Source organism: Rhodococcus sp. MPR-R1B (assembly GCF_058793255.1).
On record NZ_JBXAFO010000028.1, the window covers coordinates 1 to 14,798 of the forward strand.

Annotated in this window: 16 protein-coding genes; 1 reads left to right on the forward strand and 15 read right to left on the reverse strand. The window is 62.4% G+C overall.

Annotated elements, in window-relative coordinates; all coding sequences use genetic code 11:
* Positions 1-388 precede the first annotated feature (388 nt).
* Positions 389-1,648 (reverse strand): UDP-N-acetylglucosamine 1-carboxyvinyltransferase, encoded by a 1,260-nt coding sequence (gene murA, locus AC1Q61_RS27175; protein ID WP_003941314.1) that lies wholly within the window; start codon positions 1,646-1,648, stop codon positions 389-391.
* Positions 1,649-1,702: 54 nt separating this feature from the next.
* Here murA and AC1Q61_RS27180 point away from each other — a divergent pair, with 54 nt between their 5' ends.
* Positions 1,703-2,275: a cob(I)yrinic acid a,c-diamide adenosyltransferase gene (locus tag AC1Q61_RS27180; RefSeq protein ID WP_030537338.1), complete on the forward strand. Its 573-nt coding sequence runs from the start codon at positions 1,703-1,705 to the stop codon at positions 2,273-2,275.
* 10 nt (positions 2,276-2,285) lie between these two features.
* Here the strand turns inward: AC1Q61_RS27180 and AC1Q61_RS27185 are convergent, their stop codons facing one another.
* From AC1Q61_RS27185 to prmC, 14 genes are all read right to left on the reverse strand, one after another.
* Entirely contained in the window at positions 2,286-2,708 is a 423-nt protein-coding gene (locus tag AC1Q61_RS27185) for a DUF2550 domain-containing protein (protein WP_029255703.1), read from the reverse strand.
* Positions 2,709-2,757: 49 nt separating this feature from the next.
* Entirely contained in the window at positions 2,758-3,126 is a 369-nt protein-coding gene (locus tag AC1Q61_RS27190; RefSeq protein WP_003941287.1) for a F0F1 ATP synthase subunit epsilon, read from the reverse strand.
* A gap of 6 nt (positions 3,127-3,132) precedes the next feature.
* The gene (gene atpD / locus AC1Q61_RS27195; protein ID WP_003941349.1) at positions 3,133-4,584 is read right to left on the reverse strand and encodes a F0F1 ATP synthase subunit beta; all 1,452 of its coding nucleotides are present in this window, start codon (positions 4,582-4,584) and stop codon (positions 3,133-3,135) included.
* 3 nt (positions 4,585-4,587) lie between these two features.
* Entirely contained in the window at positions 4,588-5,571 is a 984-nt protein-coding gene (locus tag AC1Q61_RS27200) for a F0F1 ATP synthase subunit gamma (protein WP_003941320.1), read from the reverse strand.
* A 48-nt stretch (positions 5,572-5,619) separates the two neighbouring features.
* Positions 5,620-7,263: a F0F1 ATP synthase subunit alpha gene (atpA, locus tag AC1Q61_RS27205; RefSeq protein WP_007726218.1), complete on the reverse strand. Its 1,644-nt coding sequence runs from the start codon at positions 7,261-7,263 to the stop codon at positions 5,620-5,622.
* 62 nt (positions 7,264-7,325) lie between these two features.
* On the reverse strand, positions 7,326-8,150 hold the full coding sequence (locus tag AC1Q61_RS27210) for a F0F1 ATP synthase subunit delta (protein ID WP_003941304.1): 825 nt from the start codon (positions 8,148-8,150) through the stop codon (positions 7,326-7,328).
* 5 nt (positions 8,151-8,155) lie between these two features.
* On the reverse strand, positions 8,156-8,716 hold the full coding sequence (locus tag AC1Q61_RS27215; RefSeq protein WP_042923197.1) for a F0F1 ATP synthase subunit B: 561 nt from the start codon (positions 8,714-8,716) through the stop codon (positions 8,156-8,158).
* A gap of 7 nt (positions 8,717-8,723) precedes the next feature.
* Positions 8,724-8,972 carry an ATP synthase F0 subunit C gene (locus tag AC1Q61_RS27220; RefSeq protein ID WP_042923194.1) on the reverse strand — a complete coding sequence of 83 codons (249 nt, stop codon included), beginning with the start codon at positions 8,970-8,972 and terminating at the stop codon, positions 8,724-8,726.
* Positions 8,973-9,055: 83 nt separating this feature from the next.
* Entirely contained in the window at positions 9,056-9,883 is an 828-nt protein-coding gene (gene atpB, locus AC1Q61_RS27225; protein ID WP_050655259.1) for a F0F1 ATP synthase subunit A, read from the reverse strand.
* Positions 9,884-10,163: 280 nt separating this feature from the next.
* Positions 10,164-10,634: a Cg1360 family ATP-synthase-associated protein gene (locus AC1Q61_RS27230; RefSeq protein WP_019749175.1), complete on the reverse strand. Its 471-nt coding sequence runs from the start codon at positions 10,632-10,634 to the stop codon at positions 10,164-10,166.
* Positions 10,635-10,666: 32 nt separating this feature from the next.
* The gene (locus AC1Q61_RS27235) at positions 10,667-11,854 is read right to left on the reverse strand and encodes a glycosyltransferase family 4 protein (RefSeq protein WP_030537335.1); all 1,188 of its coding nucleotides are present in this window, start codon (positions 11,852-11,854) and stop codon (positions 10,667-10,669) included.
* Entirely contained in the window at positions 11,851-13,176 is a 1,326-nt protein-coding gene (glyA, locus tag AC1Q61_RS27240) for a serine hydroxymethyltransferase (RefSeq protein ID WP_042923189.1), read from the reverse strand. The genes AC1Q61_RS27235 and glyA overlap by 4 nt, the downstream gene beginning before the upstream one ends.
* Positions 13,177-13,178: 2 nt before the next feature.
* On the reverse strand, positions 13,179-13,841 hold the full coding sequence (locus AC1Q61_RS27245; protein WP_003941345.1) for an L-threonylcarbamoyladenylate synthase: 663 nt from the start codon (positions 13,839-13,841) through the stop codon (positions 13,179-13,181).
* On the reverse strand, positions 13,838-14,770 hold the full coding sequence (gene prmC / locus AC1Q61_RS27250; protein WP_030537333.1) for a peptide chain release factor N(5)-glutamine methyltransferase: 933 nt from the start codon (positions 14,768-14,770) through the stop codon (positions 13,838-13,840). Before prmC ends, AC1Q61_RS27245 begins: the two co-directional genes overlap by 4 nt.
* Positions 14,771-14,798: the final 28 nt, after the last annotated feature.

Here is a 14,798-nt window from a genome sequence, read left to right on the forward strand (position 1 = left end):
GAAGTACCAAAAAAATTTTGGCACTGACATTCATCGACACACTGTTGAGTTCTCAAAGAACACGCACACACCATCACCACGACCCTATGGCCGCCGCTCCGGGGCAACTTTTCCAGCCTATCCCAACCTGGCCACCGGCGCAAACCGGAACCCCGAGAAGAAAAACTGGATTGTGTTCGCCAGGCACTTCGTACAACCTCGTGTCCCTCACCCTCGCAGGTGGGAGTCGGTGTCCGTGTCGCTCTGACTTGGAATAAGTTACGCGAACCTTCAATCAATTCACAAATCGCCTGGTCACCACACCGAATTGGCCGATTAAGGCCAGGTCAGACCGTTGAGCCTTTCCGCCAACTGCGAATAGGCCCGAGTGTGACGCCGAGCACCGAAGCTATTCGGAGCCCACCCGCTCGATCACTCCCCCGAGTCCACGGAGATTCTCGACGAATCGCGGGTACCCACGGTCGATGTGGAAGATGTCGTGAACTTCGGTGGTTCCGTCCGCAACCAACCCCGCAAGCACGAGCCCGGCGCCGGCCCGAATGTCCGAAGACCACACCGGTGCACTCGACAACACCGGAACTCCGCGGATCACCGCATGGTGACCGTCAGTACGAGCGTCGGCGCCGAGTCGGATCATTTCCTCGACAAATCGGAAACGCGATTCGAATACGTTCTCGGTGATCATCGACGTGCCTTCGGCAACCGCAGCCAAACCGATTGCCATCGGCTGCAGGTCGGTCGGGAATCCGGGGTACGGCAATGTTGCGAAATTGACCGCTTTAGGCCGTTCACGCTGAATGACGCGGAAACCGTCAACCTCGGGAGTCACCTCCGCGCCGGCCGTCCGAAGCTTGTCGAGGACCAGTCCGAGATGCTTGTGGTTCACCCCACGAACGCGGACGTCACCCCTGGTCATGGATGCCGCGACACCCCACGTTGCAGCGACGATCCGATCGCCGATGACACGGTGCGTAGTCGGTTCCAACTTGCGGACGCCTTGAATGGTGAGCGTCGAACTTCCGCCGCCAGATACCTTGGCGCCCATCTCGTTGAGCATGTTGCACAGATCCACGATCTCGGGCTCACGTGCAGCGTTGTCGATCACTGTCTCACCACGGGCGAGGACCGCTGCCATCAAGATGTTCTCGGTTGCACCCACAGACGGGAAGACCAGGCGGATGTTCGCTCCATGCAGGTCGTCTGCCTCGGCAACTACACATCCGTGTTCGATCTCGCTGCGCGCACCCAACAGGCGGAGCCCGGATTGGTGCATGTCGAGGGGCCGAGAACCGATGGCGTCACCGCCAGGCAAGGCAACAACAGCGCGTCTACAACGCGCGACCAGCGGACCGAGAACACACACTGACGCTCGGAACTGTTTCACCGCATCGAAGTCAGCGTGATACTTCGGCTCGGCCGGCGTCGTGATCCGCACTTCGGAATCTTCGAGTTCGACTTCGCAGCCCAGACCTCGCAGAACGTCCGCCATCAGCGGTACGTCGAGAATGTCCGGGCAGTTGGTCACGACAGTGGTGCCTTCGGCCAACAGCGCCGCGGCCATCAGCTTCAGCACACTGTTCTTGGCCCCTCCCACCAGTACTTCACCTTCGAGGCGGTTACCCCCGGTCACAAGAAAGTGCTCACTCACGGTTCACAGCCTAGAGCCACAACCTCGTCGGCACCGCGCCGGTACCGTAGCCCTATGTCTGTTCACCTGACGAAGATCTACACCCGGACCGGCGACGACGGGACCACGGGCCTCAGCGATTTTTCCCGCGTGTCCAAGAACGATCCGCGTCTGATCGCCTACGCGGATTGCGACGAGACCAATGCAGCGATCGGTGTGGCCGTTGCCCTCGGCACTCCCCCGGAGAATCTCCTCGCAATGCTGCGCCAGATCCAGAACGACCTTTTCGACGCAGGGGCCGACTTGTCCACCCCCGTGGTCGAGAACCCGAAGTACCCGCCGCTACGAGTGACTCAGTCCTACATCGATCGACTCGAAGGATGGTGCGATGAACTCAATGAGCAACTGGCACCGTTGAATTCGTTCATTCTGCCGGGCGGAACCGCCTTGGGAGCCCTGCTTCACGTAGCAAGAACCGTCTCGCGGCGTGCTGAGCGTGCGGCTTGGTCCGCCATCAATGCGAACCCGGAGGACACGAGCGTGCTCCCCGCGAAATACCTCAACAGATTGTCGGATCTGCTCTTCATCATGGGAAGAGTGGCAAATCCTGAAGGCGATGTGCTCTGGAAGCCCGGCGCCGGGGCTTGAGCGGGACCGGTCAGGCGGTGCGTCGCCTACGGGCGCGCCCGTCCGGCCGAGATTCCACCCAGGACAGGAACGCTGTCAATGCTCCACTGTCCAAAGCGATTTCGTAGGCCGACGAGCCGTCATTGACCTTGACCACGACGATGTCGTCGCTCATGATGTCGAATTCGGTACCCGAGGGAGAACGACGGCTCTCGACCTCGATACCTTGACGATCGATCCTGGAGTCCGGGCCCGGCCGCAGACTCGACAGTTTGAAAAAGACAAAGGTGCTTTCGCCGTAGCGAATGATTCCGTGACGCCACCCGCTGTCCCCCGGAGATGGCAGAACACGAAGCAGTGCAGCGGTACCGCCGCGACGCAGAACCAGCAGACGATACAGAAAAGCCGCGACGAGAACCGCGAGCAGCACAACCAGAATGATCAACACAGTCATTCCGAATGTCACTGTTCGTCGGCTCCCGTCGCGGCTTTACTCGAGTAACTTACGCGCGCTCGACGGCCCGGAGCTGACCCTTGGCGACCGCAATCGCTTCGAGGTCGCCCGAGTTCTCGGCCAAGACAGCCTTGGCTGCCTCGACGTCGATGTCCTGTGCCATGTCCGCGGACTCGGCAAGGATCGTCACCGTCGTCGCAGTGACGGAGAGAAATCCTCCGTGTACCGCAGCAACGATACGCTCGCCGTCGACCGAGGTGATCGACACGGTTCCGCCCTCGATCAGCTGGCCGAGGACCGGCTCATGCCCAGGCATGATTCCGATTTCACCCTCGGTGGTCTGAGCGCTGACCAGCGTCGCCGAACCAGACCACAAGCGCTGCTCGACGGCAACGAGTTCTACGGTCATCTCAGCCATCGTGGACTACTTCCCGGCCATCTTCTTGGCTGCAGCCTCGACGTCGTCGAGTCCACCGCAGCTGTTGAATGCCTGCTCGGGCAGGTGATCGAACTCGCCCTTGCAGACGCGGTCGAAGGCTTCGATCGTGTCGCGGAGCGGCACGACGGAGCCGGGCTCACCGGTGAACTTCTCGGCAACGATGAAGTTCTGGCCGAGGAACTTCTGGATACGACGGGCGCGGCCGACGAGGACCTTGTCCTCTTCCTGAAGCTCGTCCATACCGAGGATGGCGATGATGTCCTGCAGTTCCTTGTACTTCTGCAGAATGCGCTTGACCTCGTTGGCGACGCGGAAGTGCTCGGCACCGACGATGCCGGGCTCCAGGATGCGGGAGGTCGAGCTCAGCGGATCCACAGCGGGGTAGATACCCATCTGCGAAATCGGGCGCGAAAGCTCGGTGGTGGCATCGAGGTGCGCGAAGGTCGTAGCCGGCGCGGGGTCGGTGTAGTCGTCGGCGGGCACGTAAATAGCCTGCAGCGAGGTGATCGAGCGACCGCGAGTCGAGGTGATGCGCTCCTGGAGCTCACCCATCTCGTCCGCCAGCGTGGGCTGGTAGCCCACTGCCGAAGGCATACGGCCGAGGAGGGTGGAAACCTCGGAGCCTGCCTGCGTGAAGCGGAAGATGTTGTCGATGAACAGCAGAACGTCCTGGCCCTGGACGTCGCGGAAGTACTCCGCCATCGTCAGTGCGGACAGGGCGACGCGCATACGCGTTCCGGGCGGCTCGTCCATCTGGCCGAAGACAAGGGCGGTGTCCTGGAGGACGCCCATCTCTTCCATTTCCAGGTGGAGGTCGGTGCCCTCACGGGTACGCTCACCGACGCCTGCGAACACCGAGGTGCCCGAGAACTCGCGAGCGATACGCGTGATCATTTCCTGGATCAGAACGGTCTTGCCGACGCCGGCGCCACCGAACAGGCCGATCTTTCCACCCTTGACGTACGGGGTGAGAAGGTCGATGACCTTGATGCCGGTCTCGAGGATCTCGGTCTTACCTTCGAGCTGATCGAAGGCTGGTGGCTTGCGGTGGATGCCCCACTGCTCGCCGTCGCGGCCGAGGCCGGGGGTGTCGAGGCAATCGCCCAGGGCGTTGAACACGTGGCCCTTGACGACGTCACCGACGGGAACCGAGATCGGCTTGCCCGAGTCGGTCACTGCAGTGCCGCGGACGAGGCCGTCGGTGGGCTGCATGGAGACGGTGCGGACCAGGTTGTCACCGAGGTGCTGTGCAACCTCGAGCGTCAGCGTCTTGGCGACCGAGGGAAGCGTGATCTCGGCGTTCAGGGCGTTGAACAGTTCAGGAACAGCGCCACGCGGGAATTCAACGTCCACGACGGGACCGATGACCCGCACGACGCGGCCGGCTACGGCCGAAGCCGAACCTGCCCCGTTGTTTTCGGTTACTGCTGCGGTCATGTGCTAGTCACTTCCTGCGCTCGAGGCGAGCGCGTTGGCGCCGCCGACGATCTCGCTGATTTCCTGGGTGATCTGGGCCTGGCGAGCCTGGTTGGCCTGACGGCTCAACGTGTTCACCAGTTCGTTTGCGTTGTCCGTCGCGGCCTTCATGGCAGTACGACGGGCTGCCGACTCCGATGCCGCAGCATCGAGAAGCGACGAGAAGATACGAGTGCTGACGTACTTCGGGAGAAGAGCGCCGAGAAGCTTCTCGGGCTCGGGCTCGAAGCTGAAGTCCGCGACGGGGCCATTGTCATGGTCGTCGTCGTGGCCGTTGGTCAGCATGTCGTCACCGAGTTCGATGCGCTCTTCCGACACGAAGACCTCGAGAGGAGCCATACGGCGAACCTCGGGAGTCTGCGTCAGCATCGACACGAAGCGGGTGTAGACGATATGGAGTTCGTCGACGCCCTCGATCGTGCCTTCACCGTTCGGAGCGGCAACCTGGTTACCCGAACCAGCCATGAACAGCTCCACCAGGTGGCGGCTGGCCTTCGCGGCATCCGAGTAACCCGGATCCTGCGAGAAGCCCGTCCACGCAGCACCGATGTCGCGGCCGCGGAACGTGTAGTAGCCGAGCCCCTTGGAACCGAGCACGTACACGACCGGCTCCTTGCCCTCGCTGCGGAGGAGAGCCATGAGCTCTTCTGCCTGCTTGAGGACGTTGGAGTTGTAGCCCCCACACATGCCGCGGTCACTGGTGACAACGAGGACCGCTGCCCGCTTGGGCTCCGGACGCTCGTTGAGCAACGGGTGATCGAGCGAAGCAGACGCACTCGCCAATTCGGTGAGTACCTTCGTGATCTCCTCGGCATACGGCTTGGACGCGGCGACGCGAATCTGAGCCTTGGTGATACGCGAAGTCGCGATCAGTTCCTGTGCCTTGGTGATCTTCTTGGTCGAGTTGACCGACTTGATACGAGACCGCAATTCGAGAATGCTCGCCATCGATCAATCACTCTCCCTTCGGAATTCGCAGTGTCATGGGCGCGTACGTCACTTGCTGACGGTCTTGCGCTTGACGTTGATCTGCTCGTTCGCGACCTCGTCGGCGCCCAAAGCGTCAGCCTCGGCTTCGTTCACGACCCGGCTTCCGTCGGATGCGATGAAGCCTTCCTTGAACTTGTTCGTTGCAGCGATCAGCTCAGCAGCGTTGTCGGCATCGAGTGCCTTACCGCCGTTGATGCTGGAGTAGACGCCTGCAGCCGAGTGCTTGAGGTCTTCGAGCAGTTCCTTCTCGAAGCGACGGACGTCGCCGATCGGAACGCTGTCGAAGATGCCTTCGCCGGCGAGGTAGATCGAGACGATCTGGTCCTCGACGGGGATCGGGCTGTACTGATCCTGCTTGAGCAGCTCGACCAGGCGGGCACCGCGCTCGAGCTGAGCCTTGGAGGCAGCGTCGAGGTCGGATGCGAAGGCGGAGAACGCTTCGAGCTCACGGAACTGAGCCAGTTCCAGACGCAGCGAACCGGAAACCTTCTTCATGCCCTTGGTCTGTGCAGCGCCACCGACGCGGGAGACCGAGATACCGACGTTGATCGCGGGGCGAACGCCCTTGTTGAACAGGTCGGACTCGAGGAACACCTGACCGTCGGTGATGGAGATGACGTTGGTCGGGATGTAAGCCGAGACGTCGTTCGCCTTCGTCTCGATGATCGGCAGAGCCGTCAGCGAGCCACCGCCGAGTGCGTCGGACAGCTTCGCCGAACGCTCCAGCAGACGGGAGTGCAAGTAGAAGACGTCGCCGGGGTAAGCCTCGCGTCCCGGCGGGCGACGCAGCAGGAGCGAGATGGCGCGGTACGCCTCTGCCTGCTTGGTCAGGTCGTCGAACACGACCAGAACGTGCTTGCCCTGGTACATCCAGTGCTGGCCGATGGCCGAGCCGGTGTACGGTGCGAGCCACTTGAAGCCTGCGGAATCAGATGCCGGGGCAGCAACGATGGTGGTGTACTCCATCGCGCCCTTCTCCTCGAGGGCAGCCTTGACGCCCGCGATGGTGGAACCCTTCTGACCGATGGCAACGTAGATGCAGCGCACCTGCTTGTTGACATCGCCGGAATCCCAGTTGGCCTTCTGGTTCAGGATGGCGTCGATGCAGACCGCGGTCTTGCCGGTCTTGCGGTCGCCGATGATGAGCTGGCGCTGGCCGCGGCCGATCGGGGTCATGGCGTCGATAGCCTTGATACCGGTCTGGAGCGGCTCTTCGACCGGCTGGCGCTCGAGCACCGAAGCGGCCTGGAGCTCGAGTGCACGGTTCTCGGTGCTCTCGATCTCGCCGAGGCCGTCGATGGGCGCACCCAGCGGGTCGATGACGCGGCCGAGGAAAGCATCGCCGACGGGAACCGACAGAACGTCGCCCGTGCGCTTTACTTCCTGGCCTTCTTGAATGTTCTGGTAATCGCCAAGGATGACGGCACCGATTTCGGTGGCATCCAGGTTGAGCGCGACGCCGACGATTCCACCGGGGAACTCCAACAGCTCGTTGGACATAGCCGAAGGCAGGCCAGAGACGTGCGCAATGCCGTCACTGGTGTCGGTCACTGTGCCGACCTCCTCACGGGAGGCCTCCGGGGAGTAGCTCGCGGTGTAGTTGTCGATCGCGCTACGGATCTCGTCGGAGGAGATCGTCAGCTCCGCCATGTTTTTCCTGCTCTCGGTGTCTGGTCTTCGAAAAGATCTGGAGTATGTGTTCGGCTGAAGGACTACTTGAGGTTCTTCCGCAGTGCTGCGAGTCGACCCGCTGCGCTGCCGTCGATAACCTCGTCGCCCACCCGGACGACCAAGCCGCTGAGGAGTTCTGGATCGACCTCGACGTGCACTGCTACCGGCTTCCCGTAGGTGCGGGTAAGAGTGCTCGCCAAGCGATCCGACTGCTCCGAGCTCAACGCCGAGGCGCTGCGAACGTGAGCAACGGTGGTATCGCGCTGCGCTGCGGCAAGATTCGACAGCTGATCGAAAGTGTCTGCGGGTGCAGACTTCAACCGGCCGACAGCCTGTCCGGCGAGTGCCTCGGTGACCGCGGTGACCTTGCCGTAGAGCAAGCGGGAGAGGAACTCACGCTTGCGGGCTGCGGGAACCGACAGATCCGAGAGCGTCTGCTCCAGGCTGGGATCCCCTGCCACGATGCGACCGAGACGGAAGAGCTCGTCCTCAACGGTGTCCAACTGGCTCTGATCGGCTGCGGCGCGGAGCAGAGCTTCGCGTCCGAGCAGTTCGAGCGAGTTGACCAAGTCGCGGGCCGCAGACCAGTCCTGGCCTGCAGCTGCCTTCACGGTGGCGAGCGCCTCGGCGCCGACCTTTCCGGAGAACAACTGCTCTGCCAAAGCCTGGCGACCAGCGGCCGGTGCCGAAGCGTCAGCCAGCGCGCTGCGAAGAGCGCGCTGGCCGTCGAGTACCTCGACCACCGAGAAGAGCTCGGACCCAGCCTGAGCAGAAGCAGCAGTTGCGGCTCCTGCAGAGACGGCGCCCAGGGCACTGCTCAGCGCAGAACGAGTCTGCGCCAAGGCTTCACGGCTCGCTGCGTACATGTTGCTCACTTCCTGGCTGAATCAGCGCTGACGGTGTCGAGCTCGTTGAGGAAACGATCAACCGTTCCGGCGCGCTTCACGTCGTCGGCGAGGGACTCCCCGATGACCTTCTCGGCCAGGTCTACAGCGGTCTTGCCGAGATCCGAGCGGAGCTCAGCGACGATCTGCTGACGCTGGGCGACGAGCTGGCTGTGGCCTGCGGCCACGATGCGGTCGCTCTCGTCCTGCGCCTGAACCTTCATGTCAGCGATGATCTGCTGACCCTGGGTACGCGCTTCCTCACGGATCTGCGCTGCCTCGGTACGAGCTTCGGCGAGCTGCGCGCGGTACTGCTCGAGCGCTGCTGCTGCCTCTGCCTGTGCTGCTTCGGCCTTTTGTATACCGCCCTCGATCTGCTCGGTGCGTTCGGCCAAGACCTTCTGGAACTTCGGAAGAACGAGCTTCCAGAAGACGAAACCGACTACTACGAGCGCGACCGCGGACCACACGATGTCGTATGTCTCGGGGATGAGGGGGTTGTGTTCAGTCGTCCCCTCCGCCGCGAGAATTGCGATGGTGGCTGCCATGTCGGTCTTAGAAGATGAAGCCGGCGACGAGGCCGATCAGCGCGAGGGCCTCGGTGAATGCAATACCGAGGAACATCGTGGTGCGAACCTGTCCGGCCATCTCGGGCTGGCGGACCATGCCTTCGATTGCCTTGCCAACAACGATACCCACGCCGATGCCGGGGCCGATCGCTGCGAGGCCGTAGCCGATGGCTCCGAAGCCCTTGGAGCGAGAGACAGTCTCGGCAGTTTCCTGTGCCAGGTATGCGAGGCTCATGGTGTTCCGTTCCCTTTCTGTTGACCTCCGCCGGATTCGGCAAGAGGCTCAGTTCTTGGTGTAGCTGGTGATGAGGTAAAAGGTCAGTGCTCGTCGGCGTGAAGCGCCAATTCGATGTACACCGCGGTCAGCAACGCGAACACGTACGCCTGCAGGAAGATGACCAGCAGCTCGAAGAACGTGAATGCGATACCGGCAATGATCGACGGAACACCGAAGATCGCCTGGAATCCGCCGGACACGAAGAAGAAGTAGTTCGTCGCGCTGAAGAACAGCACCAGCAGGATGTGGCCGGCCAACATGTTGGCCATGAGACGAACCATCAGCGTGAACGGACGCAGGATGAAGGTCGAGATGAACTCGATGGGCACCAACAGGAAGTGCAGGGGCAGCGGGACGCCGGGAACGACGATGCTGCTCTTGACGTACTTGAAGAAGCCGTACTTCTTGATTCCCACGTAGTTGAACACGATGTAGGCGAGCGCTGCGAGTACCAGCGGCATACCGATTCGCGCGTTCGGCGAGATGTTCAGGAAAGGAATGACGCTGGCCAGGTTGCTGGCGACCACGAGGAAGAAGATCGTCGTGATGACCGGCAGGAAGCGCTTGCCCTGTTCCTTGCCCAGGATCTCCTCGGCGATGTTGATCCGAACGAAGTCGAGCGCAAGCTCAGCGGCGTTCTGAAGTCCGCGGGGAACCAATCGAGGGCTGCGCATCGCGATCACGAAGAACGCTGCGACCAGCACCGACATCAGCAGACGAATCAGCATCAGACGGTCGAGCTCGAAGGGGCCCGCGTGGATCAACACGGAGGGCGGGAAAAAATCGTCTAGTGACGGCGCATGGAATTCATCCGCGGCCAGGGTGGTGACGCTCAGCGTTCTCTCCCGTAGTCGGTCCGCAGCCATCATTGACTGCGGTTCGATCGGACATTGACGATCTACAAGTCGACAAGTTCGACTCGCGCATTCGTCAGCAGCTGGAGAACCCTAGAGGGGCCTGGCGTCTGTCGGTGTCGGCGACTCTCGTCGACTCAGTGGTCAGAATTTCGACCACCTGCGAGCACATGGCATCGTCGGCTGAGTGTTACTCGGCCCACCATTGCTCTCGCTTGAACCGAACCTTATCAAGTCATCTACGACATTGTGTAGATGGGGTACCTGGAAGTCCGATTAGTTACCTCTTGTAGTACTACTCGTCGTCGTCGACGTTGCTGCTGGGAGTGGGATCGACGTACGGAGTTTTGGTTCCCAGGACGCCGTAAGTCTCCGCACCGAGCACCACGACCAGCGACATGATGATGACCAGGACGAGGGCGGTCTTGTTGTAGAAATCCATGTCCGAGAGGACAAAGAGAACCACCATGGCGAGAATCATCTTCAGCAGCCAGGTACCGAGCAGAACGGCACCGGCCGTGAGCGCAGGCAGCTTCGCTGTGAGCAGCACGCCCAACGCCGTGAACAGGATGAACCCGCCGCCGACGGCTGCGCCGATCAGAGCGCCGTAGACGCCTTCCTTACCGGCGAAGAGCCCGCCCAGGAGCGCGCCGACCACGGCCAGCGCGATCAGCCCCATCACACCCCACTTCACGGCCGACTTCATGGCGGCGGTCGAATCAGGGATGGGTTGCGAGGCAGGTACAGGCTGCGGCGTGTTCGTCACGATGCCCAAGGGTAATGGATCGGAAAACTTGGCTAGCGACGCTGCTGCTTGCGATCGATCAGCGAAGGCACCGCAGTGAAGAACAACGCAAGAACCAAACCGGCCGCGACGAGTACAACAACCAGCTGACGATTGAGCAGCGAGGATCCGACGGCACCGAACGCCAGGACGCTGACCCACAGGTAGATGACCAGCACAACTCGTCGGTGCGTGTGTCCGATCTGCAAGAGGCGATGATGCAGGTGCATCTTGTCCGGACTGAACGGACTGACGCCCGCTTTCGTCCGGCGGATCACGGCCAGGAGCATGTCCAGCATCGGGATGAACATCACAGCCCCGACCAGCAACAACGGCGCGAGGAGGCCGACGAGGTCGCGGGTTCCGTAAGCAGCGAGCGGAATACGACCGGATGCACTGGTGGAGATCGCGGCCAGCATGAGACCGATCAACATCGACCCGGAATCGCCCATGAAAATGCGCGCTGGATTGAAGTTGTGTGGAAGAAAACCGAGACAAGCGCCTGCCAAGGCCGCCGCGATCATCGCCGGCGGGTAGACACTCGCGTCGCCGCCCTGATCGTGGAGAAGACCGATCGAGAAGATGAGGATGGCGAGCGCCGCGATCAGCCCCAACCCGGCGGCCAATCCGTCGAGACCGTCGACAAAATTCATGGCGTTGATGGTCGCGACGGCAACAGCAACGGTGAACAGTCCGGATTGAATCTGATCGAGGATGATGGTGGACCCACCGTCACCGCCGAACGGGTTGTAGATGATGAACCAGCTGACGCCCATCACCACGAGAACGCCGGCAGCAGTCACCTGACCGACAAATTTGGTGAGGGCGTCGAGGCCCCACCTGTCGTCGATCACACCCACGAGGACGATGACGGCGCCAGCTACGAGCGCAGCGTGTACGTCAGGACTGCCGAAGCCGAAACCTCTTGTGAGCGCGGGTAATTGCTGCGCGAACAGCAGACCGACAGCCATGCCGACATACATTCCGACGCCACCGAGGCGCGGAATCGGCTCGACGTGAACGTCCCGATCACGAGGAATCGCGACAGCGCCGAACCTCAGCGCCAACAACCGGACTGCGCCAGTCGCCAGGTAGGTCACCACCGCCGCCGTACACAGCACGAGCAAAAGTTCACGGATGGGAACACCCGCTCCCCCGCCACCCTGTGCCAGATACGTGGTCGCCTCGTAGGAAGTGATCACTGCTCGAGATCACCCGTCTGGCGGGCATAGGCAGGCTTTGCCCGGACCAGTTCGCGAACGCCGTCGGCAACTGCTGCCAACTCGGCCTCTCCTGACGTGGTGGCGGGGTCCGCGACAACTGCGCGCGCGATCAACTCCCCCACCACGCTCATGTCGGAGCGGTTGAAACCCTGGGTCGTCACGGCCGCGGACCCGACGCGGATTCCGGACGTGACGGCGGGCGACTGCGGATCGAACGGAATCGCGTTCTTGTTGAGCGTGATCGAAGCCAGTCCGCACCTACGCTCGGCGTCGACGCCGGTGACACCGCTTGCGCGCAGGTCGAGAAGCGCCAGATGTGTGTCGGTTCCACCGGACACGGTGCGCAGACCGCGAGCTTCCAACGACAGCGCGAGCGCCGATGCGTTGGCAACCACTTCCTGTGCATACCAACGATATTCCGGCGTCGACGCCTCTTTGAACGCAACCGCTTTCCCGGCGATCGCATGCATCATCGGGCCGCCTTGAATGAAGGGGAACACCGCGCGATCTACAGCCGAGGCATGCTCGCTGCGGCACAGGATCATTCCGCCGCGCGGGCCTCTGAGGACTTTGTGCGTCGTCGCGGAGACGACGTCGGCGTACGGAACGCACGAAGGTATCGCCCGGCCTGCCACGAGTCCGATGAAGTGGGCGGCGTCGACCCACAGGATCGCACCGACCTCGTCTGCGATCGAGCGGAAGGCTGCGAAGTCGATGGTGCGGGAGTACGCGGTCGCGCCGGCGACGATGATTTTCGGCTTGTGCGCCAGAGCCAGGGTGCGAACCTCGTCGTAGTCGATCAATTCGGTGGCCGAATCGACGTGATAGGGAACGGTGGTGAACCACTGCCCAGAAAAGCTGACGCGAGACCCGTGAGTCAGATGCCCACCGTGCGGCAGACTCATCGCCAATACGGTGTCGCCGGGCTTGGCGAATGCGGCGTACACCGCGAGATTCGCAGTGGCCCCCGAATGCGGTTGGACGTTGACGTGCTCGGCGCCGAACAGCGCCTTTGCCCGATCGATCGCCAGATTCTCGGCTACGTCGACGTACTCGCACCCGCCGTAGTAACGCCGACCCGGATAGCCCTCGGCGTACTTGTTGCTCAGGGTCGAACCCAAGGCAGCCAGTACGGCAGGGCTGGTGAAGTTCTCGCTCGCGATGAGTTGAAGTCCGTCGCGCTGACGCTCGAGTTCGGCCAGCGCAACAGCCGCGATCTCGGGGTCTGCCGTGGCAAGCTCACCGAAATCCGGTCCCCAATACGTGGATTCCCCCGCGCGCTCGCCGCCGGCGCCGACCATCGTTACGAAACTCCCTCTACGAGACTTTCCGGACTGGTGCCCAATACCTCGGCGATGGATTCTGCCGAGACGGCACCCACTCGCAAGATACGCGGTGAATTGCCGGTCAGGTCGACGATCGTGGAAGCAACGGCGTGTTCGGCCTTGCCCCCGTCGAGATACACGCTGGCAGATCCGCCGAGCTGATCTCGGGCTTCCTCGACGGTAGTTGCCGGCGGACGCCCCGAAATGTTGGCGCTCGAGACGGCAAGCGGTCCGACATCGCGCAACAGTTCGAGGGCAACCGGATGCAAGGGCATGCGGAGCATGACGGTTCCGCGGGTATCACCGAGGTCCCAGGCAAGTGAAGGCGCCTGCTCGACGACCAGGCTCAGTCCGCCGGGCCAGAATGCGCGGATCAGATCCCGTGCCTGCGGGCGCACGCTGTAGACGAGCCCGTCGATGGTGTTCCACGATCCGACCAGAACCGGGACGGGCATGTCTCGCCCGCGTCCCTTGGCGCGCAAAAGACTCGTGACAGCTTCGCTGTCGAACGCGTCGGCGGCGAGTCCGTAAAGGGTGTCGGTAGGGAGAACTACGAGTCGGCCGGCCTTGAGCGCGTTCTTCGCGGCGGCCAAGCCTGCGGTTCGGGAATCTGTCTGACTGCAGTCGTACACGGTGCTCACTCAGCCATCCTTTCACTCTGCGCTTCGGGCGTTCGATTCCGCTGTGCTTCGACGTCGGTGGCGACACGTCTGGCGACGACGAATCGCGGACGACCGGCAAGATCTGGATGCTGCGCGACCTCGCCGAATACCCGGCGCGCCGAGAACAGCGCAGCGACGCCGTCCCCGTTGGTGTCGTCGTGCTCGATGCCTGCCGCGCCGCCGATTCGAAGCCACCGTGCGATGTTGCTGATCATGGGTTTGATGACGGACAGACCGTCGGTACCGCCGAACAGTGCGGTGTGTGGGTCGTAATCCATGACCTCAGGCTGCAATTGCGCGCCTTCGGGGATGTACGGCGGATTGGACACGACCAGATCGACGCCGCCCTCGAGCCCTGGCAACAGGTTCCGATCGGTGACATCACCCTGATGCAGATGGATCGGTGTATCACCGGCGGCCTCGCGGTCGGCAGCATTACGACGCGCCCACGCCAGGGCGGCGGGCTCCTTCTCCACGGCGTGAACGACGGCGTCCGGACGGGCCTCGGCGATGGACAGCGCGAGTACACCCGATCCCGTACACAGGTCCAGAACTACCGGCGGCTTGCTTCCGCAACCTTCGAGGAACGAGAGTGCCCAACCCATGAGCAGTTCGGTTTCCGGCCGCGGAATGAAGACACCCGGCCCGACAGCGACGTCGATGTTGCCCATCGACGCGACTCCGATGATGTGCTGCAACGGAATCCGCTTCACCCGTTGGGCAACCAACTCGTCGAACGCCGCGATGACCTCGGGATCGACCAACGGAATCAGTCCGAGACGCGTGCGTTCGACCCCGAGCAGGTGGGATGCCAACAACTCGGCGTCGGTGCGTGGGCTGGGCACACCTGCGGCGTCGAGCTGTTTTGCAGCTTCGATCAGCGCCAAACGAAGTGGAAGTCGACTCACGGGTACAGCCTGCCACGCTCGACCGACA

Bases quoted from the DNA above. Each gene is read 5' to 3' on its own strand.
- AC1Q61_RS27185 (WP_029255703.1), bottom strand. From the start codon at position 2,708: ATGACTGTGTTGATCATTCTGGTTGTGCTGCTCGCGGTTCTCGTCGCG.
- AC1Q61_RS27190 (WP_003941287.1), bottom strand. From the start codon at position 3,126: ATGGCTGAGATGACCGTAGAACTCGTTGCCGTCGAGCAGCGCTTGTGG.
- AC1Q61_RS27180 (WP_030537338.1), top strand. From the start codon at position 1,703: ATGTCTGTTCACCTGACGAAGATCTACACCCGGACCGGCGACGACGGG.
- AC1Q61_RS27215 (WP_042923197.1), bottom strand. From the start codon at position 8,716: ATGGCAGCCACCATCGCAATTCTCGCGGCGGAGGGGACGACTGAACAC.
- atpD (WP_003941349.1), bottom strand. From the start codon at position 4,584: ATGACCGCAGCAGTAACCGAAAACAACGGGGCAGGTTCGGCTTCGGCC.
- atpA (WP_007726218.1), bottom strand. From the start codon at position 7,263: ATGGCGGAGCTGACGATCTCCTCCGACGAGATCCGTAGCGCGATCGAC.
- AC1Q61_RS27210 (WP_003941304.1), bottom strand. From the start codon at position 8,150: ATGTACGCAGCGAGCCGTGAAGCCTTGGCGCAGACTCGTTCTGCGCTG.
- glyA (WP_042923189.1), bottom strand. From the start codon at position 13,176: ATGGTCGGCGCCGGCGGCGAGCGCGCGGGGGAATCCACGTATTGGGGA.
- atpB (WP_050655259.1), bottom strand. From the start codon at position 9,883: ATGATGGCTGCGGACCGACTACGGGAGAGAACGCTGAGCGTCACCACC.
- AC1Q61_RS27220 (WP_042923194.1), bottom strand. From the start codon at position 8,972: ATGAGCCTCGCATACCTGGCACAGGAAACTGCCGAGACTGTCTCTCGC.
- AC1Q61_RS27200 (WP_003941320.1), bottom strand. From the start codon at position 5,571: ATGGCGAGCATTCTCGAATTGCGGTCTCGTATCAAGTCGGTCAACTCG.